The following is a 24935-nucleotide window of genomic DNA, read 5'->3' on the forward strand; positions in this document are numbered from 1 at the left end:
ACGGCCGCCCCCTGGCCGTCAGCAGACGCACTGGGACGACCCCGAGAAACGGATGCCGTGCTTGAGAGAGACGCCTCAGCTCTCAGCGTCTCAGCCATGTCCGGGCACCACAGGTCAGCGACCCGCCATGCCCAGGCAGGGAGCCCCGCTCGTCGACGGCTCGCCATGTGACCGCTCATCCCCGCCCCTCTGATCGCCACATCGCCGAAGCACGCCGATCGCCGCGATCGACGTGCTTCCCCATACCCGGAGACAGGCAAGCACGCGCAGCACGCGTCACCAATCCAGTCTGCGTGTCGTGGTCGTGGTCGTGGTCTTGGTCTTGGTCTTGGTCGTGGCCGTCGGCATTGAACGATCTCCCCTCGCACGGGAAACGAACTCCAAGTCGTTTCTGGGCTTGTCGGGAGGTCTGGGTGCCGATGGCGGGGCGGTGCGGTGCGGTGGGGCGAGCCGTTGAGGCGAGAAGCGGGCGTACCAGAGCGCGAGGCCTCCTCTCGGTCACGTCCCGGGTTCGGAACGCTTCGGCCACCGAGGGGGCCGGCTTCCCTGTCACGGGCGACCCGCTACGTCGGCCGCGAATGCGCTCGTCCAGGCCAAGGCCGAGTTCCAGTTGATGGTGATCTCGTTGAGCGACCAGGCCTCCAGGTTGTCCACGTAACACAGCTGCGGTGCGCAGCCGTGCAGCCACGACGAAGCGAGGGGGTCCTGGAGGCTGGAGTTCGGCCCGCCTGCGACCGTCCCGGCCGGCGGGTTGGGCAGTGACGCGTCGAAGGACTTCGCGTACCAGCGGCTGTGCTGGTTCTTCGCGTCGTTCGCACCGTATCCGGTGATGTACGACTGCCCGAGGGCGTTGCGACCGAACAGGTAGTCGAACCCCTCGAAAACGGCGTCGGCGTACGCATCGGTACCCGTGAGGTCGTACGCGGTGGCCAGGACCACCTGATTGTTCAGCATGGATGCGTTCGAGCCCCAGTCGTACTTCCCGGTCGTCGGGGTGTAAGTCTGGCCGAACCGCTCAGCTCTCTGGAAAGAGATGAGACGGTCCGCGGCAGCCGTTACCCACGTCCGGATCTTCGCGTGCTCGGTGAGCCCGTCACCGAAGCGTGCGAGATCGAGCTGGGCGAGAGCGGCGACCGAGCCCCAGTAGAAGCCGTTCTGGCTGAAGGCGGCCCCGGCGGTGTGGAACCGGCTCGACCGGACGTCGTCGAGGTAGCTCCCCCTCTTCGTCGTCAGATAGAGCTCGGCCGCCGCCCAGTAGAACTCGTCCGACGCGTCACTGTCGTTGTACGGGCCGCCGCCGACGCGGTCCGCGCGGGGCGCATACAGTGCGGGCTCGGCCCGCGCTGCGGTGTAGGCGCGTTCGGCCGCGCTGCGCAGCTTTGTGGCGAAGCCGGGATCGAACCGCTCGTAGATCCTCGCTCCTTGTGCGGCGACGGCTGCGAGGTTGAGCGTCGCCGCTGTCGAGGGGCGGTGCAGCTCGCGCTTCTTCTTGTCCTGATGGGGGAGCGTCGGCGGGCCGGTCCAGGATTCGTCGTGCACCTTGTGGTGCACCATGCCGGCCAGCGGCCTGCCGTCCGGCACCTGCATCTTGAGCATGAACTCCAGGTTCCAGCGGGCCTCGTCGAGGATGTCCGGGACGCCGTTACCGCGCTCGGGAACGGCGAGCGCGGAGTCGCCGAGCTGTGCCTGCGAGCCCTCGGCGACGGCCCGTTCCCACGCGGACAGCAGCTGGTAGGTGGCGATGCCGCCGTTGACCACGTACTTTCCGTGGTCGCCCGCGTCGTACCAGCCGCCGGTCACGTCGAGCGTGTAGTCGCAGGTCCAGTTGTCGACGTAGGACTTGGGCGTCTGGCACGGCACCTGACTGTCCCCCGTGTTGGGTGAGGAACCGACGTGTCCGGCAGGCCGAGCGTACGCCGCTCCGGCAATGCCTCCGTCGATCGTGATGCCGCTGCGGTTGGTGTAGAAGAACCGCATCGAGTCGGTGCGGAGCGAATCGTACAGATCCGGTCTGATGTCGAAGGAGTGGCTCTCCTCACCGCCGACTGCGAGCCTGAACTCGCCTGTGGCCGAGACGCCACTGAAGTCGATCGTGTGCACCGAGGCGCCGGCCGAACCGTCGAAGCCCGCGGGCTCCGTCGTGCCCGTGGCGACCGCGCCACCGCCGACGCTCCGCAGCGTCCATGGCAGCGGGCCCGCCGCGTCGGTCATCAGCGTTGCGCGCTTCGGACCGTTCGGGAGGTAGCCGTGCTGGTTCACCTTCACCGCCGGGCCGGTGTCCGCCGCATGGGCGAACTCCTTGCCGTCGAGCGACACGTCGTCCATGCAGAACTCGTACGGCTTGTCGGCCGCCCCGAGGCGGAACTGCAACTGTGACAGCACATAAGCGTCGCTGTAGCTCGTCTTGAACGTGTACTCGTAGTGCTTCCAGGACTCTCCCGTCGTGAATCCCCTGGCGAAGTACTCGATCTTGTCGGGATTGTCGAACGGCCCGATGCGCACGATCGGTTTCGCCGCAGCGCTCGTCCTCGCGCGGAACCTCAGTGTGTACGAACTACCGCCGGGCAGATAGATGCTGTTGTGCCCGACGAGGACGTCCCACGGCTTCTCCGATGCCGGGGCATCGACGCACAGGACACCGCCCTGGAGCTTCGGAGTCATCCCCGCGTTGACCCACCACGGCTTGAACGTCCCGGTGAAGTTGCTGTTCTGCAGCAGCCTGCCGTCGAGCTGGGGCCGTGGCTGCCCGCCGCTGTACGCCGGAAGCGTGCCGGCCGGAAGCTCGGCGTGGTCCTGCGGGTGGCCGGGCTGACCGGGCCCTTGCCCACCGGGGCCGTACCGGGGCAGAAGCCAGCCGTCGACACCCCCTGAGTCGCCGTTGAACAGCAGGAAGTCCGCGACGAGGTCGGCGTCGAGATCGGCGAAAGTACCTGTGGTGCCGGCGAACGCGTCGCCGGAGCGGATGGTGCCGAGTGATCTCCAGCCGGTCGTCAGGCTCCACGGTCCACCGGTGTTCTCCCAGGCGAGGACGTCACCCGACATGTACTCGACGAGTACCACGTCGGCGCGGCCGTCGCCGGTGATGTCCGCGAAGGAGAGCTCCCCGCTCGGGCCTTCTTTGGGATACCCGAAGCCGATCTTCTTCCAGTCGCCCTCGGAGGGGAGGCCGTGCCCCGTGTTCTCCCACGCGGTGACGTAGTTGAGCCTTCCCTTCACGAGGAGGTCGTCGTCGCCGTCACCGTCGATGTCGACGAACAGCAGGTCTCCGGTGTAGCCCAGGTCGTTCGCGACCGTGCGCGGCTCCGCCCATCCGACCGCCTCGGCAGTGGACTCGTTCCGCCACACACGCATGCTCGCGAAGCCGGTCGGGGACTCGCCCGCGTTGAGGATCCTGATGTAGTCGTCGCGGTCGTCGCCGTCGACATCGCCGAAGAACACCTGGTGCGGGTCCACGTCGTCCTGCGCGGCGGCGCCCGGTGTGATGTCGCCCAGCGGGGACCAGTCCCGCGCACCGTCGTTCCGCCATGCCTGGATCCGGCCGCCGGATCCGGCGACGATGCGATCGGCGTCTCCGTCGCCGTCGATGTCAAGGAACCGAGTCTGCGAGCCGTCGCCCGCACCGTCCACGACCTCGCCGAGCGGTGCCCAGGAACCGACGCCGCGCTGCAGCCGCTGGAGCGTCTCGAGGAAGCGTCGAGCAGCATTGCCGTTGAGTACGTCGGCCACGGCGCCGAGGGGGTTCCCCCAGTTTCCGAGCTTCGCCGCGTAACGCCTCAGAGTGGTTTGCGCTTCGGACACCAACGCGCTGGAACCGGCAACTGCGTACTCCACAAGCGCTCCGGTGAACGCTCCGGCAAGCGCACCCCAGATCGCCGTGCCCAACGCGGCGCCCCAGACCTCTGCGTCGATCGGCTTCCCGTCCAGGGCAGCGCTCACCAGCTCGCTGACGCCCCCCGCCATGCCCCCGGCCACAGCCGCGCACACCGGTGCTGCCGCCGGAGCACCTACGTTGAAAGCGGCCAGGCAGAGCGCCCCGGACACGATTCCCGCAGCGGTGGCGGCCAGGCCGGTGACGAACTTCTTCCAAAAACCGTCCCAGAATCCCGCAGTGCCGACCTCCGCCACCGGCACCACGATGACGAGGCTGTCGCCGACGGCTTGGACACTCCCGTCGTACCTGACGTCGTCGGTCGACTGCTCGTAGTATCCAACGCTGTTCTTCTGGGCTTGACGCGTGAAGAACTCGTTCAGCGAAAGCCCGTTGGCCTGGTCGGCCCGGGCGTCGTCGACCATTTGCCGCATCAGCTGCTGCAACTGCTCAGGTCTTTGGGCGGGGTCGAAGTCGATGGCGGCCACCAGGTCGTTGTCGCTCTGCGCCAGTGAGCGAAGGTTCCCGGCATCGCGCGCGCAGCCCATGCGCAGTGCCGCGCCCCCGTTCTCGATCGGCTCGGTGGCGAAGGACGAGCCTGCCGCGGAACACCCCGTGGCCTCCGCTGCCGAAGCGGCGACGGGTTCGGCGGACCCGACGACCGTCAGCACCACCGAGAGGACGAGCGCGACAAGCGCTGCGCCCCCGGAGCGTGTTCTCCCCGTCGTTCCTAATCTGAGCGTGCTCTTGAGCACTCCTCACTCCCTCCCATGTAATGCAACCCGGTTCGCGAATGGCGCTTGCAGCACCCGTCCCTTGGACAGCGCCGCTCTCATCGCATCTCCGATACGCGGATACTCGGCCCTGATGCCGGTGAGATCTCGCGTATGCAGCTCGTGAGCGCCGGGGCCCTGCAGCACCTCGATGACGGCATCGGTGCCGTCCTCCCACGGACGGCGACCGGTCCAGGCGCGTGTCGATCCCGGCGGAAGAGGAGAACGCGCGACCTGATCGACCATTCGGTCGCGGAAGGGATCACTTTCACGGAACGCACGCGCACCATGAGCAGAGGACGGACCGACGGCGCCGTGACTCGGACGAGGCACCGGGCTGTGCCGCCACCGAGAACGACGACACCCGCCCGGATGGTCGCGCGGGTGTGCGCGTGGAGGACACCGGGCACGAGACGGCCGGCCTCAGCGTCTCCGCCTACGAGTCCGGTGGCCGCCCCGGAGCGGCCACCGCGAGGAACGCGTGGGCGGGCAGGCGACGCCTCCACCCTCAGTAGATCTTGATCCACTCGATCTTGTGTACCCGGTTGCCCGGCTCGGCCACCCCGTAGCTGTCCACGACAGGGTTGTAGGCAACCCACTTGTTGGCGCTGATCTCGTATCTGCGAGGATCGCCCTCGATGGCCTGGAAGCGGAACTTCACCTTGTTGTTGCCCGTGGAGATCCAGTTCACCCCGTAGACGGCCACGTTCATTTCGCCGGCGTTCGCGAAGCAGAGCGTGCCGTTCACAGATTCGATCTTGAAGAAGTCCGTCCTGTTGCCGCACTCCGTCCTGTTGACGGCGTGTGCGGGAAGGGCGGTCGTGACAGTGGTCAGCAGTGCTGCGGTGGTCACACCGGCCAGGCGCAGGATGTGGCTGATCGGACGTTTCGTCACAGGGTCCTCCAGTTGAGAGTGATGCGGATCGAGTGGAGAGACGAGGCGGCAGCAGAACGGGTTGTAAAGAGACGGCAAAGCCTTCAGGAGCCGCAGCCGCTCTCCCCCATCGCGGGTCGTGACGACGTGGGCTGTACTGAGATTCATGGATTCCCCGACACCACGGTTACGGCCCTGCCGAAGAAGAACCACCAGCACCATGGCAGCACAGCGATCAAGCGCAAAGCCGCAGGTCATGCCAGGAATGAGAGGCGTCAGCCGCCCCTGGGCCCCTGCGCCCCTGGGCCCCTGACGGCTCGTCAGCCTGCGTCATCGGCACAGATGACCGCCGACTTCAACCGAGGGAGGCTGTGGAGGTCACTCCCGCGAAGATCGCTGCTACACCACTCAGCGGGACGCGATCAGGTCCGCACCATCGGCCGGCCGGCCGATCGACCACGTCGCCAAGGACCTCGGCATCCACAAGGAGGCTCTGCGCGGCTGGGTCCGCCAGGCCGGCCGAGCCCGGCGAGCGTGACGACCGGCTCACAACCGCCGAGCGCGAGGCGCTCAGGCAACTCCCAATGAGAACGCCGAGTCGAAGCGGGCGCGATCTCGGGGTCGATGCCGCCTGCCGGGTTATTCAGCTGTCGCCGTCGACGTACTTCGTCCGCGAGAGGCGGCCGAAGTCGGCCCGCCGGCTCCGCGACAAGCAGCTCATGGCGCTGATGGAACAGATCCACGCTGATTCGGGCGGCACCTATGGCACCCACCGCGGCCGAGCTGGGATGCACCACCACCACAGCGCCGGCCTCGCGGATTTCTGCCGCGTGCTGCTCGATGAGCTGCGAGCCCCCGCACGATCGCGGCTCGGCGTTCCCGACGGCAGCCGCGCCGGATGACCACGCCAGGGGCGCGTTCTCCCGCCGTGTCTACCGTTGGGCTGCGACCGCCGACGCCGACTTCCCGCCGAAGAGGCCAGGGCGGTGGCGGCCGCCTGGGAGGACACGGACACCGAGCGCACACGCCGACGGGAGCTGTGCAGCAGGCCGGTGGCCGTCTGACGCTGATCAGCGTCCGCCTCGCGCACGGCCGGGGCCTGTTCAAGGGCTGGCGGGGCGGCATCGCCGCCGACGCCACTCCGATTCCCGCCTGGCACCGCCCGCCCCGCGATTCGTGCCGCTGCGACCGACTCGTCGACGACGTCTACGCCCCGCGTCAGCACCTCCGCCTCGGCCGGATGAATCGATTCGGCGGTCCCGGTCACGGATGACCGCGGAGAACCTCGCGGTGCGCGACCGAGGTGCGTGCGGCAGGCGACACCCACCCACGCAGCGGTTCCCGGTTGTCTGCCGGAAACCCGCGAGGCACTACCTCCACCTCACCTGGCAGGACGCCTACCGGCCCGAACAAGCGAACGTCGAAGGCCTCAACGGCAGGGCCGAAAGCCATGGCATCGATGTCTCCGACCCCACGAGACCATCAGTCCCAGTGGTGGACCCAGGTACGCCGCCCGAGGACTGCGTGGGCGGCGTACTCCTCCAGCGTGGCGTGAGGACTCCGGTCGAGGTCGTCAGGACAGAAGGCGGCGTGCTCGGCGGCCACGGCCACCGCCTGGTCCAGCGTGGTGGGCGGCGCGGCGACCGAGAGAACGAGCCGGTTCGCGGTGAGCGCCACGACCCGGGTGCCGAAGCGCTCGTCCCAACTGCGCAGGACGGCGCTGAGGACACCGGAGTCGTCCTCGTGATGCAGCGCGCCGGACCAGCCGATGGCCGCGGGTATGTCAGCGTTGCATTCGGCGGACACCAGGGCGAGGCGGGGGTCTTTCAACCAGGAGTCGTCACCTGACAGGGCATCGGCCATCTGGGCGGCCTGTACATCGGGGTCGACGTCGGACGACACCGCCCCGGCGAGTCCCGGCCACGGCGCATCGAAGGGGGCCACCACTCCCCCGGCCCGCTTCTCCCGCAGCTCCGCCCAGTGGTAGGACAACATCTCCTCGGCGCCCAAGTCCTCCGGATCGGACAGGTTTCCGCACATCAGGTCCCAGCCCTCCGGGTCGCCCGACGGGCCGCCGACGTCCACCAGCACCGGCACGAGGTCCGCCGCCCGGCGCGCGGCCTCCTGCGCTGACCACTGCCCGGGCACGGCACGCGCATCGGCCAGCCACATCAGCGGATACGGCCAGGGTCCCTGGTATGTCTCGTTCAACAGCCTCCCCGAGGGGAGGTCGAGCCCGAGCGCCCGCCGGCTCGGGTCGGCCGCGAGCCCGGGCAGGTTGTTCGTCTCCGTCACCATGCGACGACAGTAGGGGAGGGGTCCGACAGCGCTCCTCGTGGCCGGGCTCCGGTGGTGGCTCAGGGGCCGGTTGACACCCTGCTGACCGCCTTCCGGCCATACGGATTCACTCTTGGATCGTGGCGGCCTGAAGCGCTCTGGCCAGGAAGGTCGGGTCCCCGCCCGCGATCACCCCGCCCACCGGATCCGTGACCCCGCCCCCCGACACGGCCGGCCTGCCACCGCCCAGAAGGTCGGCCCGCCACACGACCACCTGACGCCCCAGAACGAGCCAGCGGGATGCCGCACGCCCAGGAGAGGCCCCGCCGCCTCCCACACACCCGAATCACCCCGGATCGCCACCCGGTCTCCATCGGGCAACCACCCCAGGACCCGCCCGCATTCGGACACCGCCTCGAACAGACCCCGGAAACGCCAAGATCCCGCCCGATCAATCAGATCGGACGGGATCTTGTGAACTCTTCCTGAACCAACTCAAGAACAGTCGTGCGTGGACCTGAGGGGATTTGAACCCCTGACCCCCTCGATGCGAACGAGGTGCGCTACCAGTCTGCGCCACAGGCCCTTGCGACGTGTGAAACATTAGCATCCCGATCGGGGTGCTCGGAAATCCGTTGCCGGGCGGGCCCGGAGATGTGGATCACGGGTCACTCGTTGGCCGCGCGGGGGCGGTCTTCGTCGGCGTACTGGTCGAAGAGCGGTGTCCGGCCGTGGTCGCGGGGGCGGCGGGGGGCCGTGGCGGACGGGTTCGGGTTCTTGCGGGTGGGTGGGGGCGGGGTGGGCTCCGCCGGGGAGGAGCGGGCGGCGCTCCAGGTCTCCGGGTCGGTGACGTCGACGCCGCCCGTGGCGCGCGGGGCGACGGGGGCGGTGACATAGGTGGGCAGCGGGACCGGGACGGGGTCCCAGCTGTCGCCGCGGGCCGGGCCCCGGTCGCGCTGCTGGTCGACCCACTCCGCGTGGTCCGTCTGCTCGACGACCGCGCGGCGGCCCGCCTCCGCGGGGGAGACCGCCGGTGTGGGTTCGGGGTGGGCGGGCGCCTCGTCGTCCTGGTGCGGGGCCGGGGGGCGGCCGCGGCGCGGCGGGCGGCTCCGGTTCTCGCGGAGGCGCTGGGCGGCGGCCTCGGCGCGGCGCCGGTCCATGACGTACACGAAGCGGCGGCGCTCCTGTCGGCGCAGGTAGACGATGTACGCGCTGAGCAGCACCGCCGGGATGCCGGGCGCCCACAGGAAGGTGAGTCCGCCGACGGCCGCGGCGATCGCGCCCAGCGTGAAAGCGAAGAACAGGATCACGGTCGTACGGCGGCGCCTGGCCAGCACCCGGGAGCGGCGGGCCCGCTCCGCGGCCGTGCGGGAGGCGGCGAGGCGCGTCGCCGGTCGTCGGCGGGGGCCGGGGGAAGTCGCGCCGCCCTGCGCCTCCGAGGGACCGGCGCCCCGGGCCGCCTCCGAGGGGCCGCCGCCCGGGGACCTCGAGTGCGCCTCGCCAGGGAGCTCCAGCCGGGCTTCCGTGTGGTCCGGGGGCGCGGCGAAGGCCCGGACGTCGACCGAGTCGATCAGCTCGGTCTTCGCGTCCGGGTCCACGTCGGGCGCCCGCCTGTCCTCGTCGTCGGCGTCGCGCGCGCGCAGCTCCTTGGCGTACCGGCGCTCCATCCCCGCCCGTCCGGACAGGAGCCGGATGGCGGTGCTGAAGCGTTCCGTCGGTCGAGCCTCGTTCAGCTCGTCCTGCCTGCGGAGCCACATCGGCACCAGGTAGGCGGCCCAGGCTCCGACGATGACTGCGTAGATGAGGCCGCTGCTGCTCACGTCTCACACGGTAGAGGTGTTCGCGTGAGCCCATCGGCCAATTGGGCCGGTGTGTCGCACGATCTGGCTGATATCACTGACTTTTTTTTGATTGTTCAGATCGATTGTGGTCGAGCGCGACTGAATTCGAACACATGAATTATTTTGCGGGGTGTTCCCGGCGCGACCTGTGCCAGCGGCGCACCAGGCCCTCCGGCACCTCCTCCGCCGTCAGCACGAAGACCAGGTGGTCCCGCCACGCGCCGTCGATATGGAGGTAGCGGGGGCGCAGGCCCTCCTCGCGGAATCCCAATTTCTCCACGACCCGGCGGCTCGGCACGTTCTCCGGGCGAATGCACACCTCGATCCGGTGCAGTCCCACCGAGCGGAAACAGTGGTCGACCGCCAGGGCCACCGCCGTCGGCATCACGCCACGGCCGGCCACCTCCTGGTCGACCCAGTAGCCGACGTGCCCGGAGCACATGGAGCCCCAGGTGATCCCGGCGACCGTCAGCTGGCCGACCAGCCGCCCCCGGTACTCGATGACGAACGGCAGCATCCGGCCCGCGTTGGCCTCCGCGCGCAGGTGGCGGACCATCTGGCGGTACGTGGGCCGCTGGACGAACGGGGCGCCGGGCGCCGCGGGCGGGATGGTGGCCTCCCAGGGGCGCAGCCAGTCGCGGTTGCGCTGGTTGACCTCGCGCCATGCCTTCTGGTCGCGCGCCCTTATCGGGCGGAGGACCACGTCGCCGTCCGCCAGCGTCGCGGGCCAGGCCGGGTTCATGACGCGGGTCTCGGGTGGTCGCCGCCGCGCAGCTGGTCGACCGCGTGGACGAGGAGCGGCTCCAGGACGGCGAGCCCGTCGCGTACGCCGCCGGTGGAGCCCGGCAGGTTGACGATCAGGGTGCGGCCGGCGACCCCGGCCAGGCCGCGGGACAGCGCGGCCGTCGGGACCTTGTCGCGGCCGTACGCGCGGATCGCCTCCGGGATGCCGGGCACCTCGTGGTCGAGCACGCGGCGGGTGGCCTCGGGGGTGGCGTCGGTGGGCGAGACGCCGGTGCCGCCGGTGGTGACGATCACGTCGTACGCGGCGGCCACGCCCGCGCGCAGCGCGGCCTCGACCGGGTCGCCGTCGGGGACGACCTGCGGGCCTTCGACGGTGAAGCCGAGCGCGGTCAGCCCGTGGGCGAGTATGGGGCCGCCCTTGTCCTCGTACACCCCGGCCGCGGCACGGTTGGAGGCGGTGATCACCAGCGCGCGGTACGTCACTTCCGGCTCCAGTCCCCGGACTTGCCGCCCGTCTTCTCCTCCACCCGTACGTCGGTGATGACGGCTCCCTTGTCGACCGCCTTGACCATGTCGACGACCGTCAGCGCCGCCACGGAGACCGCCGTCAGGGCCTCCATCTCCACGCCCGTGCGGTCGGTGGTCTTCACGGTCGCGGTGATCTCGACGGCGTCGTCGGCCACCGCCAGGTCCAGCTTCACGCCGGACACGGCGAGCGGGTGGCACAGCGGGATGAGGTCCGGGGTGCGCTTGGCGCCCATGATCCCGGCGATCCTGGCCGTGGCGAGCGCGTCGCCCTTGGGGACGCCGTCGCCGCGGAGCAGCTCCACCACGCGCGGGGAGACGAGGACCCGGCCGCTGGCGCGTGCGGTGCGGGCGGTGACGTCCTTCGCGGAGACGTCCACCATGCGGGCGGCCCCCGCCTCGTCGATGTGGGTCAGGCTGCCTTGCGTACTCACTGCACTCCGCCTCGCGATTCTGGCGCCGGTTGTCTTGTCGGCACGGCGGCAGACACCGTACCGCCACGGCCACCCTCCGCGTGGGGCCGGCTCAGCCGATGAGAACCACCTCCAGCTCGCTGCCGGGCTCCACGCGCGTGGTGTCCTCCGGTACGACGAGGAGCGCGTCGGCGTGCGCCAAAGCGGCGATCAGATGCGAGCCGGCACCGCCCACAGGAGTGACGGTACCCGCCTCGGCGTCGTACGTCCCGCGCAGGAACTGGCGCTTCCCGGCGGGCGACGACAGCGGCTCGGCGGCGGCGAGCACGGCACGCGCGCGGGGGCGGTGGACGTCCTTCAGGCCCATGAGCGTACGGATCGCGGGCCGTACGAACACTTCGAACGAGACGTACGAGGAGACCGGGTTGCCGGGCAGGGCCAGCAGGGGCGTGTGGTCCGGGCCGATGGAGCCGAAGCCCTGGGGCTTGCCCGGCTGCATGGCGAGCTTGCGGAACTCGACGCCGCTGCCCGGCTCGTCCGCGTCGGACGCCGCCGACAGGGCCTCCTTGACCACGTCGTACGCGCCGACGCTCACGCCGCCCGTGGTCACCAGGAGGTCGGCGCGGACCAGCTGGTCCTCGATGGTGGCGCGGAGCGTGTCGGCGTCGTCCGTGACGGCGCCGACCCGGTAGGCGATGGCGCCCGCGTCCCGGGCGGCGGCGGCCAGGGCGAAGCTGTTGGAGTCGTAGATCTGGCCGGGGCCCAGCTCGGCGCCGGGCTGGACGAGCTCGCTGCCGGTGGAGAGCACGACCACGCGCGGGCGGGGACGGACCCGGACCGTGCCGCGCCCGATGGCGGCGAGCAGGCCGAGCTGCGGCGGCCCCAGGACCGTGCCGGCCGCGAGGGCCAGGTCGCCGGCCGCCACGTCGCTGCCACGCGCGCGTACATGCGCGCGGGCCTCGACCGGGCGGTGGACCCGGACCTCGCCGCTCGCGCCCTCGGGGGCGGCGCTGGCCGCGCGCATCCCGGTTGCCGCTCCTGCGCCGTCGCCGCCGTCGGTCCACTCGACCGGGACGACCGCCTCGGCGCCCGGCGGGAGGGGGGCGCCCGTCATGATGCGGGCGGCCTCGCCGGGGCCGACGGTCGGGAGGCCCTCGGTGCCGGCCGCGACGTCGCCGATGACGGTGAGCACCGCGGGGAACTCCTCGCTCACCCCGGCGACGTCGGCCACGCGCACCGCGTAGCCGTCCATGGAGCTGTTGTCGAAGGGCGGCAGGGCGACTGGCACCGTGACGTCCTCGACCAGCACGCAGCCCTGAGCGTCGGGCAGCTGCAGCTCGATCGGGTCGAGCGGGCGGACGGCACCCAGGATGTCCTTCAGGTGCTCGTCCACCGACCAGGTCGTTCTCTCCGGGCTCAGTGAGCTCACAGGGCCTACATCTCCTCGGTGACGTAACGGCGGAGCCAGGACCGGAACTCCGGTCCCAGATCATCACGTTCGCACGCGAGTCTGACAATCGCCCGAAGATAGTCGCCGCGGTCCCCGGTGTCGTAGCGGCGGCCCTTGAAGACGACGCCGTGGACGGGGCCGCCGGTCCGCTCGTCCGTGGCCAGCTTGTGGAGGGCGTCGGTCAGCTGGATCTCACCGCCGCGACCCGGCTCCGTCTCGCGCAGTATCCCGAAGACAGCCGGGTCCAGGACGTACCGGCCGATGATCGCGTAGTTGCTGGGCGCCTCCGCCGGCTCCGGCTTCTCCACGAGGTCGGTCACCTTGACGACGTCGGCCTCGTTGGTGGGCTCGACGGCGGCGCAGCCGTAGAGGTGGATCTGCGCGGGGTCGACCTCCATGAGGGCCACGACGCTGCCGCCCTCGCGCTCCTGGACCTCCACCATGCGGGCGAGCAGGGGGTCGCGCGGGTCGATCAGGTCGTCGCCGAGAAGCACGGCGAACGGCTGGCTGCCCACGTGCGGGGCGGCGCACAGCACGGCGTGGCCGAGGCCGCGCGGGTCGCCCTGGCGGACGTAGTGCATGGTGGCCAGGTCGTTCGAGGCCCTGATCCGGTCCAGCCGCTCGTGGTCGCCCTTCCGGTAGAGGGCCTCCTCGAGCTCGTAGTTCCGGTCGAAGTGGTCCTCCAGGGGGCGCTTGTTCCGCCCGGTGATCATCAGTACGTCGTGCAGCCCGGCACCCACCGCCTCCTCGACCACGTACTGGATGGCGGGTTTGTCGACGACAGGCAGCATCTCCTTGGGAGTGGCCTTCGTGGCAGGCAGGAACCGGGTGCCGAGTCCCGCGGCGGGGATGACAGCCTTACTGATCCTGGGGTGCGACTGAGTCATGCGGAGCACCATATCCGCTCGGTATGGGAGGAAGATTAGCCTTCGGTTAACTTCCTCCTCATATACGAGATATAGGGGAATGCGAGGTACTGGTGTGGTGACGGTGTCCGAGGAGACGGCGGCGGGTGGGGGCGTGAGCGGCGAGCGGGACGGGGAAGAGACCGGCGTGGTTCCGGACAAGGCCGGGCTGCGGAAGCAACTGCTCGCCGCCCGGACTCTCCTGACCACCGAGGACGTCCGCCGGGCCACCGCGGTTCTCGCGGACACCGCGCTGGAGCTGCCCGAGCTGGCGCGGGCGCGCACGGTCGCCGCGTATGTGTCCGTCGGGCGCGAACCGGGCACCCGCGCGCTGCTGGACGCGCTGCGCACGCGGGGCGTACGGGTGCTCCTGCCGGTGCTCATGGCCGACAACGATCTGGACTGGGCCGTCTACGAGGGTGCGGAGGGGCTCGCACCGGCCCGGCTCGGGCTACTGGAGCCGTCGGGCCCCCGGCTCGGCCCGGACGCGGTGGTGACGGCCGACGCGGTGCTGCTTCCGGGCCTCGCCGTGGACGGGCGCGGCATGCGGCTGGGCCGGGGCGGCGGCTCGTACGACCGGGTCCTGGCCCGCCTCACGCGCGCGGGGGCGGCCCCGGCGCTCGTCGTCCTGCTCTACGCGCACGAGGTGGTCGCCCGGGTCCCGGAGGAACCGCACGACCACCCCGTTCACGCGGTGGCGACTCCCGAGGGCGTACGGCGTTTCACCGCGCCCTAGCGGAGCCGGTCACGGCTTGAGGACCAGGTGGTCGGCCTTCCGCGCGTCGACCGCGTTCTCGCTGAACGGCCAGTCGAGCAGCTCGCCCCGCGCCCACTTGTCCGTCTGGTCCGTGTAGTGCGGACTGTAGGCGTGGCCCGAGGCGCCGGTGAGATTGATCCAGCGGGACCTGTCCCAGTCGCCGACGTTGACCACCATCCGCATCGACGGCACCCAGACGACCTCGTAGCCGCCCGCCGCGTTCCAGCCGGTGGCGTTGACCGCCGCCTCGCCGCCGGCCAGGTTCCACGGGCCGCGGTTGAGCAGGTACCGCACAAGGCTCGGGCCCCCGGTGCCCAGCGTCTGGTTCTTCAGGTTCAGCTGGTGGAGACGGCCCCAGCTCCAGGTGGAGACGTCCTTGCCGAGCTGGGCCGTCAGCTCCCAGCGGGCGTCCTTCATGGCGCGGGCGAGCAGCTGGTCACGGGTCTGTGTGGCCTCGTCCGTACGGTTGGCCGCGGTGCGCCACCAGGCGTTCCCCTCGTCCTTGAGGAGCGGGCGGACCACCTCGTACCAGCGGTCGCCGCCGTCCGGCTGCGCCAGGTCGGGGGCGCGAAGGCCGCACTCCCGTACGAGCTTGTTCCGCTCGTCCTCCGGGACGGTCGCGTCGGCCGGCGGGACGTTGAGGCACTCGCCCTCGACACGCAGCTCCTTGGGGAGCTTGTCGCCGAATGCCAGCTTGAGGACGTTGCGCCAGACCGCGTTGAAGTACGCGGCGGCCGAGGAATCGGACTCCTGGGTGTAGTCCCAGCCCTCCAGCAGCCTCTGCGCCTCGCGAACCTGCGGGTCCGAGATGTCGATCTTCAGCAGGAGGGGCGTGAGCAGCTTGGCGATCTCGCTGCTGTTGTCCATCTGCATGGTGCGCATGTCATCGGTCGAGATCTTGCCGCCGTCCTTGATCTTCGACTCGATGAGGTCGTTTATGCGCTGGCTGCGGGAGCCGTAGCCCCAGTCCTCGGTGAGGAGGTGGGGGTATTCGGCGTTCACGACGGCCTGGTTCGCCGTGACGATGTAGCCGCGCTCGGGGTCCTCCTCGTACGGCAGCTCGTCGAACGGGACGGGCTTCTTCTTCCAGTCGTACGCGGGGTCCCAGCCGGGCGCCGGGAAGGTGCCGTCGTGGCCCTTGCCGCGGACCGGGACCTTGCCGGGCGCCTGGTAGCCGATGTGGCCCTCGGGACCCTTGGCATCGGCGTAGATCAGGTTCTGGGACGGCACCTCGAAGTCGCGGGCGGCATCCCGGAACTCCTTGAAGTCGGAGGAGCGGTTCAGCTTGAAGACGGCGTCCATCGACCTGCCCGGGTCGAGGGCGGTCCAGCGCAGGGACACCGCGTAGCCGTCGCCGCGGTCGGGCGCGGAGTTGGTGACGGGCGCCTTCCGGCCCACCTTCTCCAGCTCGCTGCTGCGGTCGGAGATGAGCGGCCCGTTGTTGGTGGTGCGCACGGTGATCGTACGGCTGCCGCCCCCGGCGATCTTGATGACCTCGTCGCGGGTCTCGAACGGCACCTCCTCGGTGCCGCGCAGGTAGCCGCGGTCGGTGACCTTCTGGAGGTAGAGGTCGGTGACGTCGGCGCCGAGGTTGGTGAAGCCCCAGGCGATGTCCTGGTTGTGGCCGATGATCACGCCCGGCAGCCCGGCGAAGGTGTAGCCGGCCACGTCGTAGCGGCACTTGTCGGAGACGGCGCGGCAGTGCAGGCCCATCTGGTACCAGACGGACGGCAGCTGCGGCGCGAGGTGCGGGTCGTTGGCGAGGAGCGGCTTGCCGGTGGTCGTGTACTTGCCGGAGACGACCCAGGAGTTGGAGCCGATGCCGTGGCCGTTCGGACCGAGCAGGGCCGGGACGGCGTCCAGAGCCTCGGAGAGGGCCGCGAACTGGGCCTGGACGCCGCTCTGGGCGCCGTTCGGGTTTCCCTGGCCGGTCAGGCCGCTCTGGCCGCTCCCGGCGCCCTGGGCACCGTTCTGGAGGTCGCTGCCGGTGCCGCTGCCGGAGCCCGTGCTTCCGTCGCCGTCCCCGCCGTCGCCCTTGCCGTCGCCGTCGCCGGGCACCTTGAAGCCGTCGGCGATCGGGCGGTGGAGGCCGTACGGGTAGTCCGGGTAGAGCTCCTCTATCTGCTTCTCGCTGAGCCGGCTCTTCATCAGCGATCGGTCGATCTCGTCCTGCATGTTGCCGCGCAGGTCCCAGGCCATGGCCTTCAGCCAGGCGACGGAGTCGACCGGGGTCCACGGCTCGATCTCGTAGTCGTGGGAGAAGGCGAGGGCGGAGTACTCGACGGAGACGTCGCCGGGCTCCTTGTCCTTCAGGTACGCGTTGACGCCCTCCGCGTACGCCCGGAGGTTCTTCTTGGTCTCGTCCGACAGCAGGGTGTCGTACTCCTTCTGCGCCACCCGGTGCCAGCCCAGGGTGCGGAGGAAGGCGTCCGAGTCGACCAGGTCCTTGCCGAGCATCTCGGAGAGGCGGCCGGCCGTCAGGTGGCGGCGGACGTCCATCTCCCAGAAGCGGTCCTGCGCCTGTACATAGCCCTGGGCGCGGAACAGGTCCTCGTCGGTGGACGCGTAGATCTGCGGAACGCCGTAGCCGTCGCGCTTGACGTCGACGGGCCCGGAGAGCCCGGCCAGCTGGAGCGTGCCGGTGGTCTGCGGGAAGGGCGCGCGTATGGTGCTGACGCTCCAGTAGGCGCCGTACCCGACGCCCGCGACGAGCGCCAGCACCAGGGCGATCACGAGCAAGCGGGCACGTCGCCCCTTCTTCTTGGTGGAAGAGACGGTGGTGTTGGCGGGCATCGCTGTCCTTCGAGGCGCAGGCTTGGTCCTGGAGTGCTGGGAGCAACCATAGGCGCAGCGCTCACCACGCCCGGACGCGGTGTCAGTAAGGAGACTCTTCAAGGGCGGCGGCGGAAGCGTCAAGTAATCGTTAAAGGTTAGGTAAGGTAACGAAGTACCGGCTGTCGGCCGGACGTGCTGCCGTGACGTACTGCCTGCGCGTACGGCCCGGTGCCTAGGGCCTGTGCCTACGTCCCTGTGCGTACGGCCTGCGTGGACGGCCCGCGCGGACGATCTCCGCGTGCGGCCGCGATGTGTGGCCGCGATGTGTGGCCGGGCACCGACCGCCGTGCGGTCCGTCGGCAGGTTCGTCGACCCGTCCGGCCCGGGGCGCAGGGCCACGCGCGCGTAGGCCGCGGCAGGCCGTGCCCGTACACCGCGGGCCGCACGCCGGTACACAACTGAACACGTCCGCACCCGCACGACCTGGAAGGCTCGGCCACTGACTGTCCACCGGCTCAACGAACTCCTGCTCCTCGGGGCGCTCGTGCTGCTCGTCGCCGTCGTCGCGGTGCGCGTGTCCTCACGCAGCGGCCTGCCCAGCCTGCTCCTGTACCTCGGCATCGGGATCGCCATCGGCCAGGACGGCATCGGCGGCGTCGCCTTCGACAACGCCGAGCTGACCCAGGTCATCGGCTACGGAGCCCTCGTCGTGATCCTCGCCGAGGGCGGCCTGGGCACGAAGTGGAAGGAGATCAGGCCCGCGCTGCCCGCAGCTGCCGTGCTCGCGACCTTCGGCATCGCGGTGAGCGTGGGCATCACGGCGGCCGCCGCGCACTACCTGGTGGGCCTCGACTGGCGCCCGTCGCTGATCATCGGCGCGGTCGTCTCGTCGACGGACGCCGCGGCCGTGTTCTCGGTGCTGCGCAAGGTGCCCCTGCCCGCCCGGGTGACCGGCACCCTGGAGGCCGAGTCCGGGTTCAACGACGCGCCCGTCGTCATCCTGGTTGTCGCCTTCTCGACGACCGGGCCCGTGGACAGCTGGTACTTCCTGGTCGGGAAGATCGCGCTGGAGCTCGCCATCGGCGCGGGCGTCGGCCTCGCGACCGGTTTCCTCGGCGCGTACGGCCTGAAGCGCGTCGCCCTGCCCGCCTCCGGCCTGTACCCGATCGCCGTGATGGCGATCGCCGTCCTCGCCTACGCGGCCGGCGCCCTCGCCCACGGCAGCGGCTTCCTCGCCGTGTACCTCGCGTCCGTGGTCCTCGGCAACGCCAAGCTGCCGCACCAGCCCGCCAACCGCGGCTTCGCCGAGGGCCTGGGCTGGATCGCCCAGATCGGGATGTTCGTACTCCTGGGGCTCCTGGTGACCCCGCACGAGCTGGTCGAGGACTTCTGGCCGGCGGTGGTGATCGGTCTCGCCCTGACGGCCGTGGCCCGGCCCGTGTCCATCCTGCTGAGCCTGGTGCCCTTCCGTATCCCCTGGCAGGAACAGGCCCTGATGTCCTGGGCCGGCCTGCGCGGCGCCGTACCCATCATCCTGGCGACCATCCCCATGGTGTCCGGGATCGCGGGCAGCCGGAAGGTCTTCAACATCGTCTTCATCCTCGTCGTCGTGTACACGCTCGTGCAGGGGCCGACGCTGCCCTGGCTGGCGAGGGCGCTGCGGCTCGGCGACGGGACGGAGGCGACCGACCTGGGGGTCGAATCGGCGCCCCTGGAGCGGCTGCGCGGGCATCTGCTGTCGCTCTCCATCCCGGAGAAGTCGAAGATGCACGGCGTGGAGGTCGCGGAGCTGCGGCTGCCGCCCGGTGCGGCGGTCACCCTCGTCGTACGGGACGGGAAGAGCTTCGTTCCGTCCCCGTCGACGGTGCTGCGGCGCGGCGACGAGCTGCTGGTCGTGGCGACGGACCCGGTGCGGGACGCGGCGGAACGGCGGCTGATGGCCGTCGGCCGGGGCGGCAAGCTCGCCGGTTGGCTGGGGACGGGCGGGACGACGTGACTGGCGTGGGACGCGGAGTGGGGCGGGACGCGGGGGGATGCGGGGGACGCGGGGGGATGCGGGGGACGCGGGGGATGCGGAGGCGGGTCCTCTTGCGGAGCTTGATCACAGAATCGCAGGGCCCTGAGCATGGAGTCGCATCTTTCACAGGCGCCTCACCCCCACCACCCTGTACCATGAAGGCACACTGATCGACCAACTCTGCCTGACGCAGGGCTGGCGCGACCGTATGGCGGCCGTGTCCCCCCCCCCACCCGCGGGACCCCGGTATCTACCGCGCTTCCGCGCAAGAGGACAGCTCTCGGCGGCTCCCGGCATCCAGGGGAGCGCTACCAGGCGGCAGAAAGGCACGGGCCGTGGCATCCACGGTCACCTCTGACGCGGTGAAGCGTCCCGGATACGGGCAGCTGCTGCGCACCCCTGGCGCATGGACGTTCCTGCTGCCCGGATTCGCGGCGCGTCAGCCGTTCGCGATGCTCACCATCGGCATCGTCCTCCTCGTCCAGCACACCACCGGCTCGTACGGCACCGCCGGCGCCGTCGCCGCGGTCACCGGGGTCTCCATGGCCCTGTTCGCCCCGCAGAGCGGCAAGCTCGCGGACCGCTTCGGACAGCGCGCCGTCCTCGTGCCCGGCGTCCTGGTGCACGCCGCGTCGGTCTCCCTGCTGACAGTGCTCGCGCTGGCCGACGCGCCCCTGTGGGCGCTGTTCGCCGCGGCGGTACCCAGCGGCGCCTCCGTGCCGCAGGTCGGCCCCATGGTGCGGGCCCGCTGGGCGGCCAAGCTCGAGGGCTCGCCGCTCATGTCGACGGCGGCGGCGTTCGAGTCCGTCACCGACGAGTTCACGTTCGTCGTGGGCCCGGTCCTCGCGACCGCGCTCTGCACCGGCGTACATCCGGCGGCCGGTCTGGCCGCGGAGGCGTTCCTGACCCTGGCCGGCGGTCTGTTCTTCGCCGCCCAGAAGCGCACCCAGCCCGCCCACGGGCAGTCGGCCCCCGCCTCGGGGCGGCAGCAGCGCGCGTCGGCGCTCCCCGCGCCGGGCGTGCGCGTGCTGGCCGTGGCGTTCCTCGGGATCGGCTCCGTCTTCGGCGGTATGCAGGTCTCCCTGACCGCGTTCACCGAGGAGATCGGCAACCCGGGCGTCAACGGCCTCCTGTACGGGCTGTTCGCGGCCGGCAACATGCTGGCGGGCATCGCCGTCGGCGCGATCGCCTGGAAGACCGGGCCGCGGCGCCGCCTGATCCTCGGGTACGCGGCGCTGACCGCGGCCGCCTCGCTGCTGTGGTCCGCGCAGTCCGTGGCACTGCTCGGGGTGCTCGGCCTGGTCGTGGGCCTGTGCATCGCCCCCGCGCTGATCACCGGCTACACGCTGGTCGAGTCCCTGGTCCCGGCCTCCGCCCGCACCGAGGCGTTCACCTGGCTCACCGGCGCGGTCGCGCTGGGCCAGGCCGCCGCAGTGACGGTCGCCGGACGGCTCGCGGACGGGTACGGCTCGGCCGCCGGGTTCCTGGTGCCGCTGGGCGGTACGGCACTGGCCCTGGCCACCCTGGTCGCGCTCCGGTCCCGGCTGGTGGCGCGTCCCTCGACCCGGACCGTGGCGCGTGGCATCGGTCACCGAGTGCCGGTGACGGTGGACTGACGCGACGGAATGCGTCACTATTGTTCGTCGTTAGCACTCATCGAGTGAGAGTGCCAGGAGGAAGACAAGTGCCGACCTACCAGTACCAGTGCACCGAGTGCGGCGAGGGCCTCGAGGCGGTGCAGAAGTTCACCGATGACGCCTTGACCGAGTGCCCGAGCTGCGAGGGACGCCTCAAGAAGGTGTTCTCGGCGGTCGGTATCGTCTTCAAGGGCTCCGGCTTCTACCGCAACGACAGCCGTGGCGCGTCGTCGAGCAGCACGCCCGCGTCGTCGAAGTCCTCTTCGGGGTCGTCCACGTCCTCCGAGTCCTCCTCGTCCTCTTCGTCCTCTTCGTCCTCCTCCGGCACGAAGCCTGCGGCGTCGAGCACCGGTGGCAGCGGCAGCACCAGCTCGGCCGCCTGACCGCCCACTGATCTGTCCGCTTGGGCCCTGCCGTCCCGTACGGCGGGGCCTTCGGCGTACACGTACGGTACGCGTACGCCCGACTACGCGCGCGAGGCCCCGCTCCCGGGGTGGGCCCGGCCGCGTCTAGGGTGAGCCGCATGGCGACGAACGCAGAGATCGGCGTGATCGGCGGTTCCGGCTTCTACTCCTTCCTGGAGAACGTGACGGAACACAAGGTCACCACCCCGTACGGCAGCCCCAGCGACTCCCTGTTCCTCGGCGAGATCGCCGGGCGCCGGGTCGCCTTCCTGCCGCGGCACGGCCGGGACCACCGGCTGCCGCCGCACCGCATCAACTACCGGGCCAACCTGTGGGCGCTGCGCTCCGTCGGCGTGCGCCAGATCCTGGGGCCGTGCGCGGTCGGCGGTCTGCGGGCCGAGTACGGACCGGGCACGCTGCTGGTGCCGGACCAGCTGGTCGACCGTACGAAGTCGCGCGTCCAGACCTACTTCGACGGTGAGCCGCTGCCGGACGGCACCGTGCCGAACGTCGTCCATACGACGTTCGCCGACCCGTACTGCCCGGACGGGCGCAAGGTGGCGCTCATGGCCGCGCAGGGCCGGGGCTGGGCCGCCGTGGACGGCGGCACGATGGTGGTCGTGGAGGGCCCGCGCTTCTCGACCCGCGCCGAGTCCCGGTGGCACGCGGCCATGGGCTGGTCCGTCGTCGGCATGACCGGCCACCCCGAGGCCGTACTCGCCCGGGAGCTCGGACTCTGCTACACGTCGATGGCCCTGGTGACGGACCTGGACGCCGGCGCCGAGACCGGCGAGGGCGTGTCGCACACCGAGGTGCTGCGGGTGTTCGCGGACAACGTCGAGCGGCTCCGGGCCGTGCTCTTCGACGCGGTGGCTGCGCTGCCGGCGGAGGACAGCCGCTCATGTCTGTGCACGCATGCGCACGACGGCTGGGACCTGGGGATCGAGCTGCCGTAGCCGAGGCGGGGCGTTCTGGGCGGGTGGGCACGCGCGTCGGGGCGGCCCGCACGTCGGGGTGGGCCTGTACGTCGGGGTGGGCCTGTACGTCGGGGCGGCCTGCGCGTCGGGGTGACGGACTTTTCCACAGGTGGGGAGGCCGTCCACAGGCCGGAGCGGGCTCGCCGGAAACGCGGGATGGTGAGGGGCGTCGGCGATCCGCCGACGCCGGTCCTCTCACGAACAGGCGGTACCGCCATGACTCCCCGCGGCTCCTCCTTCCCCTCCTCGCCCTCCCTTTCCCTTCCCTCCCTTTCCCTTCTCTCGCCCCCCTCCCCTTCTGCTGCCACCGCTCCCTCTCCTTCGCCCGCCCCTCCCCCGGTCTCCTTCGTGCCGGAGACGTGTGCCGTGCCGCAGTTCGCGCCGCTGCGGGTGCGGGGTGGGCGGTACGGGTTGCGGCGGACGGTGCGGCGCGGGCGGCGGGCCATGGCGGCCGGACTGGCGATGACGGCGGCCGCGCTGGCGGCTTCGGGGTTCCGGGAGCCCGCGGCGGTCGAGCGGCCGGGCCCCGCGGACACGGCACGCACGGTCTCGGTGACGGCTCAGCCGGGGCCGCACGGACCGGCACAGGGTGGCACGCCGGCGCTGGTGTCGGCTCCGGTACGGATCGCTGACGGCGCGACGGTACGGCTGCTGCGGCCTGGCGACCGGGTGGACGTCATCGCCGCGCCGGTCACCGCGGCCGACACGTCGGGGGACGACGGCGGGCCGGAGGCGCGGGTGGTGGCGGCGGGTGTCCGCGTGACGGACGTGCCGCGCATGGAGCCGGTACCGGTGGAAGGCGGCGCCGGCGGGGCGCTCGTCGTCCTGGCCGTGCCGCGGGCGACCGCCACCGGACTGGCGGCCGCGGGTGCCGTGTCGCGACTGGTGGTGACCCTGTGCTGACTCGCGCGTGCCCTGTGGGGTTCGGTGCTCAGCGCGACGCTCAGCTTCCCGATCACCGCGGCGGTCCGCACCCCGTAACCGCGATCGGCCGGTTCCGCGCCAGGGCGGCGGTGCTGTGGTCGGGGGTGGTGCGGCGCTCAGATGTGGTGCGGCGGCTTCTCGTCGAGGAAGCGCGCCAAGTCGTCGGCTCCGCCGTCACCACCCGGAGCCCGCTCGCCCCACCCACGGTCCGTATCGTCCGCGGACTGCTGGTCCAGCGGATCGTCGAAGCTCAGCGCCGGCGTCTTCTTCTTCGGCGCGGGCCGGGTCTCCGGATCACGCGGTCCGGGGGCGGGGGCGGTACTCATACGTTCAGCGTACGCGGAATTCACTTCGTGGCGTCGCCGGTCTCCCCTGTCTCCCCGGGCCCCACGGCCTCCCCGGCATCCCCTGCCTCGGCGAGCCGACGGCCGCCCGCCGGTCCGGGCCCGAGGCCACCCAGCGCGGCCTGCTGGGCCGCCCGCCGCAGGGGTGGCCTGGCGCGTCTGTCCGCTCCCGGGCAGCCGCTCTGCTCTCCTGTGACCCATGACACAGCCGACATCCAGCGCGCGGCCCCTCCGGCCGTTGGTGTCGCGCGACCGCGGCCAGGAGCACCGCGGCGCGACGCCTCTCGAGCTCTTCTTCGACCTGTGCTTCGTCGTGGCGGTCGCCCAGGCGGGCATCCAGCTGGTGCACGCCATCGCCGAGGGCCACGCCGGGGAGGGCATCGGCGACTACGCGATGGTGTTCTTCGCCATCTGGTGGGCGTGGATGAACTTCACCTGGTTCGCGTCGGCGTACGACAACGACGACGCCCTGTACCGGGTGATGACGCTCATCCAGATCGCCGGTGTGCTGGTCCTCGCGGCCGGTGTCCCACAGGCGTTCACCGAGCACGACTTCCTGCTGGTGTGGCTCGGCTACGTGGTGATGCGGCTCGCGCTCGCCTCCCAGTGGCTGCGCGCCGCCCGGGACGCGTCCGGCGCCGAGCGGACGATGGCCCTCCGGTACGCGACCGGCGTGCTCGCCTGCCAGCTCGGCTGGAGCGCTCTGCTGTTCGCGCCGGAGCCGGCCAGGCCGTGGGTGTTCCTGGTGATGGCACTCCTGGAGATGTCTGTGCCGCCGCTCGCCGAGCGGGAGTTCAGCACCAGCTGGCACGCCGCCCATATCGCGGAGCGGTACGGGCTGTTCACAATCATCGTGCTGGGCGAGACCATCGCGGCGGCGACCGTGGCCGTGAAGTCGGGCGCCGAGGAGAACAACGCCCTAGACGAGTTGCTGCCGATCGCCGCGGGCGGGCTGCTGCTGGTGTTCGCCGCGTGGTGGATCTACTTCGCCGTCCCGGTCCATGGCCGGCTCCGGTCCAACAGGGAGGGCTTCCTCTGGGGGTACGGGCACTATTTGATCTTCGCTTCAGCGGCGGCGATCGGTGCGGGCATCGAGGTCGCGGTGGAGCATGCGGTGGGCGAGGTGCACATCGCGGCGACCTCGGCGGCGGCCGCCGTGACACTGCCCTCGGCGCTGTTCCTGCTGCTGGTGTGGGCGCTGCACGCGCGGTACTTCAAGGCGGGCCTGGCCCAGCAGCTGGTGCTGCCGGTCGCGGCGCTGGCGATCGTGCTTTGCACCTTCACTGGGGACTGGGCCGTCCTCGTGGCGGGGCTCGTCGCAGCGGCCGCGGTGGCGACGGGCGTCACACTGACAGCGCGGACGGCTGCCCGGGGCACGGACGGAACGCCCAGGTCACGGACAGACCAGGAGGGTGCCGGCGCGGAGTGAT

Annotated in this window: 21 protein-coding genes and 1 tRNA gene; 10 read left to right on the forward strand and 12 right to left on the reverse strand. The window is 71.1% G+C overall.

All coding sequences use genetic code 11. The annotated features are described in order from the left end of the window. Window positions 1–549 precede the first annotated feature (549 nt). Both FVS66_RS35410 and FVS66_RS07060 read right to left on the reverse strand, forming a co-directional pair. Window positions 550–4623: a glycoside hydrolase family 9 protein gene (locus tag FVS66_RS35410; protein WP_222946905.1), complete on the reverse strand. Its 4074-nt coding sequence runs from the start codon at window positions 4621–4623 to the stop codon at window positions 550–552. Window positions 4624–5149: 526 nt separating this feature from the next. Then, window positions 5150–5773 carry a beta/gamma crystallin domain-containing protein gene (locus FVS66_RS07060; protein WP_149180131.1) on the reverse strand — a complete coding sequence of 208 codons (624 nt, stop codon included), beginning with the start codon at window positions 5771–5773 and terminating at the stop codon, window positions 5150–5152. A 193-nt stretch (window positions 5774–5966) separates the two neighbouring features. Here FVS66_RS07060 and FVS66_RS36750 point away from each other — a divergent pair, with 193 nt between their 5' ends. The 3 genes from FVS66_RS36750 to FVS66_RS07075 all read left to right on the forward strand — a co-directional run bounded on the left by FVS66_RS36750 (window position 5967) and on the right by FVS66_RS07075 (window position 6788). Further along, complete coding sequence (locus FVS66_RS36750) at window positions 5967–6053, forward strand: hypothetical protein (RefSeq protein WP_399225050.1); 87 nt, start codon at window positions 5967–5969, stop codon at window positions 6051–6053. Window positions 6054–6099: 46 nt separating this feature from the next. Continuing rightward, entirely contained in the window at window positions 6100–6417 is a 318-nt protein-coding gene (locus tag FVS66_RS07070) for a hypothetical protein (RefSeq protein ID WP_149180132.1), read from the forward strand. A 137-nt stretch (window positions 6418–6554) separates the two neighbouring features. Next, window positions 6555–6788, forward strand: a complete 234-nt coding sequence (locus tag FVS66_RS07075; protein WP_149180133.1) for a hypothetical protein — start codon at window positions 6555–6557, stop codon at window positions 6786–6788. Window positions 6789–6997: 209 nt separating this feature from the next. Here FVS66_RS07075 and FVS66_RS07080 read toward each other — a convergent pair whose 3' ends face one another. The 8 genes from FVS66_RS07080 to galU form a co-directional block, all read right to left on the reverse strand. Then, the gene (locus tag FVS66_RS07080) at window positions 6998–7813 is read right to left on the reverse strand and encodes a DUF4253 domain-containing protein (RefSeq protein ID WP_149180134.1); all 816 of its coding nucleotides are present in this window, start codon (window positions 7811–7813) and stop codon (window positions 6998–7000) included. Window positions 7814–8304: 491 nt separating this feature from the next. Beyond that, window positions 8305–8378: transfer RNA gene (locus tag FVS66_RS07085), tRNA-Ala, on the reverse strand. Between the two features lie 82 nt (window positions 8379–8460). After that, on the reverse strand, window positions 8461–9612 hold the full coding sequence (glpR, locus tag FVS66_RS07090) for a gephyrin-like molybdotransferase receptor GlpR (RefSeq protein ID WP_149180135.1): 1152 nt from the start codon (window positions 9610–9612) through the stop codon (window positions 8461–8463). 139 nt (window positions 9613–9751) lie between these two features. Next, window positions 9752–10375 (reverse strand): GNAT family N-acetyltransferase, encoded by a 624-nt coding sequence (locus FVS66_RS07095; RefSeq protein ID WP_149180136.1) that lies wholly within the window; start codon window positions 10373–10375, stop codon window positions 9752–9754. Next, window positions 10372–10860 (reverse strand): MogA/MoaB family molybdenum cofactor biosynthesis protein, encoded by a 489-nt coding sequence (locus FVS66_RS07100; RefSeq protein ID WP_149180137.1) that lies wholly within the window; start codon window positions 10858–10860, stop codon window positions 10372–10374. The genes FVS66_RS07095 and FVS66_RS07100 overlap by 4 nt, the downstream gene beginning before the upstream one ends. Continuing rightward, complete coding sequence (moaC, locus tag FVS66_RS07105) at window positions 10857–11336, reverse strand: cyclic pyranopterin monophosphate synthase MoaC (protein WP_149180138.1); 480 nt, start codon at window positions 11334–11336, stop codon at window positions 10857–10859. The genes FVS66_RS07100 and moaC overlap by 4 nt, the downstream gene beginning before the upstream one ends. Before the next feature lie 91 nt (window positions 11337–11427). Continuing rightward, window positions 11428–12735, reverse strand: coding sequence for a gephyrin-like molybdotransferase Glp (gene glp / locus FVS66_RS07110; RefSeq protein WP_149180179.1), 1308 nt, complete (start codon window positions 12733–12735; stop codon window positions 11428–11430). Window positions 12736–12749: 14 nt separating this feature from the next. Then, window positions 12750–13652, reverse strand: coding sequence for a UTP--glucose-1-phosphate uridylyltransferase GalU (galU, locus tag FVS66_RS07115; protein ID WP_149180139.1), 903 nt, complete (start codon window positions 13650–13652; stop codon window positions 12750–12752). Between the two features lie 79 nt (window positions 13653–13731). Here galU and FVS66_RS07120 point away from each other — a divergent pair, with 79 nt between their 5' ends. Continuing rightward, window positions 13732–14406: a 5-formyltetrahydrofolate cyclo-ligase gene (locus FVS66_RS07120; protein WP_149180140.1), complete on the forward strand. Its 675-nt coding sequence runs from the start codon at window positions 13732–13734 to the stop codon at window positions 14404–14406. 9 nt (window positions 14407–14415) lie between these two features. Here FVS66_RS07120 and FVS66_RS07125 read toward each other — a convergent pair whose 3' ends face one another. Further along, complete coding sequence (locus tag FVS66_RS07125; RefSeq protein WP_149180141.1) at window positions 14416–17220, reverse strand: penicillin acylase family protein; 2805 nt, start codon at window positions 17218–17220, stop codon at window positions 14416–14418. 526 nt (window positions 17221–17746) lie between these two features. On the opposite strand from FVS66_RS07125, the gene FVS66_RS07130 reads away from it, so the two are divergent. The 5 genes from FVS66_RS07130 (at window position 17747) to FVS66_RS07155 (ending at window position 23140) form a co-directional block, all read left to right on the forward strand. Next, complete coding sequence (locus tag FVS66_RS07130; protein ID WP_399225038.1) at window positions 17747–19198, forward strand: potassium/proton antiporter; 1452 nt, start codon at window positions 17747–17749, stop codon at window positions 19196–19198. Window positions 19199–19554: 356 nt separating this feature from the next. Beyond that, window positions 19555–20835 (forward strand): MFS transporter, encoded by a 1281-nt coding sequence (locus tag FVS66_RS07140; protein ID WP_149180143.1) that lies wholly within the window; start codon window positions 19555–19557, stop codon window positions 20833–20835. A gap of 68 nt (window positions 20836–20903) precedes the next feature. Further along, window positions 20904–21239, forward strand: a complete 336-nt coding sequence (locus tag FVS66_RS07145) for an FmdB family zinc ribbon protein (protein ID WP_149180144.1) — start codon at window positions 20904–20906, stop codon at window positions 21237–21239. 140 nt (window positions 21240–21379) lie between these two features. Next, window positions 21380–22216 carry an S-methyl-5'-thioadenosine phosphorylase gene (locus FVS66_RS07150; protein ID WP_149180145.1) on the forward strand — a complete coding sequence of 279 codons (837 nt, stop codon included), beginning with the start codon at window positions 21380–21382 and terminating at the stop codon, window positions 22214–22216. Window positions 22217–22585: 369 nt separating this feature from the next. After that, on the forward strand, window positions 22586–23140 hold the full coding sequence (locus tag FVS66_RS07155; protein ID WP_222946906.1) for an RcpC/CpaB family pilus assembly protein: 555 nt from the start codon (window positions 22586–22588) through the stop codon (window positions 23138–23140). A gap of 137 nt (window positions 23141–23277) precedes the next feature. On the opposite strand, the gene FVS66_RS07160 is transcribed toward FVS66_RS07155, so the two are convergent. Continuing rightward, a complete protein-coding gene (locus tag FVS66_RS07160; protein WP_149180147.1) occupies window positions 23278–23487 on the reverse strand; it encodes a hypothetical protein in 210 nt (69 codons plus the stop codon). A gap of 217 nt (window positions 23488–23704) precedes the next feature. Here FVS66_RS07160 and FVS66_RS07165 point away from each other — a divergent pair, with 217 nt between their 5' ends. Next, window positions 23705–24934: a low temperature requirement protein A gene (locus FVS66_RS07165; protein ID WP_149180148.1), complete on the forward strand. Its 1230-nt coding sequence runs from the start codon at window positions 23705–23707 to the stop codon at window positions 24932–24934. Window position 24935 lies beyond the last annotated feature (1 nt).

The sequence above is a fragment of the Streptomyces sp. TRM49041 genome (assembly GCF_008271805.1).
Classification (GTDB): Bacteria; Actinomycetota; Actinomycetes; order Streptomycetales; family Streptomycetaceae; genus Streptomyces.

What these genes read in the sequence shown, in the direction of transcription:
- FVS66_RS07060 (WP_149180131.1), bottom strand. Translation starts at nt 5,773, where the DNA reads ATGACCTGCGGCTTTGCGCTTGATCGCTGTGCTGCCATGGTGCTGGTG.
- FVS66_RS07070 (WP_149180132.1), top strand. Translation starts at nt 6,100, where the DNA reads ATGAGAACGCCGAGTCGAAGCGGGCGCGATCTCGGGGTCGATGCCGCC.
- FVS66_RS07080 (WP_149180134.1), bottom strand. Translation starts at nt 7,813, where the DNA reads ATGGTGACGGAGACGAACAACCTGCCCGGGCTCGCGGCCGACCCGAGC.
- FVS66_RS07095 (WP_149180136.1), bottom strand. Translation starts at nt 10,375, where the DNA reads ATGAACCCGGCCTGGCCCGCGACGCTGGCGGACGGCGACGTGGTCCTC.
- galU (WP_149180139.1), bottom strand. Translation starts at nt 13,652, where the DNA reads ATGACTCAGTCGCACCCCAGGATCAGTAAGGCTGTCATCCCCGCCGCG.
- FVS66_RS07120 (WP_149180140.1), top strand. Translation starts at nt 13,732, where the DNA reads ATGCGAGGTACTGGTGTGGTGACGGTGTCCGAGGAGACGGCGGCGGGT.
- FVS66_RS07125 (WP_149180141.1), bottom strand. Translation starts at nt 17,220, where the DNA reads ATGCCCGCCAACACCACCGTCTCTTCCACCAAGAAGAAGGGGCGACGT.
- FVS66_RS07150 (WP_149180145.1), top strand. Translation starts at nt 21,380, where the DNA reads ATGGCGACGAACGCAGAGATCGGCGTGATCGGCGGTTCCGGCTTCTAC.
- FVS66_RS07160 (WP_149180147.1), bottom strand. Translation starts at nt 23,487, where the DNA reads ATGAGTACCGCCCCCGCCCCCGGACCGCGTGATCCGGAGACCCGGCCC.
- FVS66_RS07165 (WP_149180148.1), top strand. Translation starts at nt 23,705, where the DNA reads ATGACACAGCCGACATCCAGCGCGCGGCCCCTCCGGCCGTTGGTGTCG.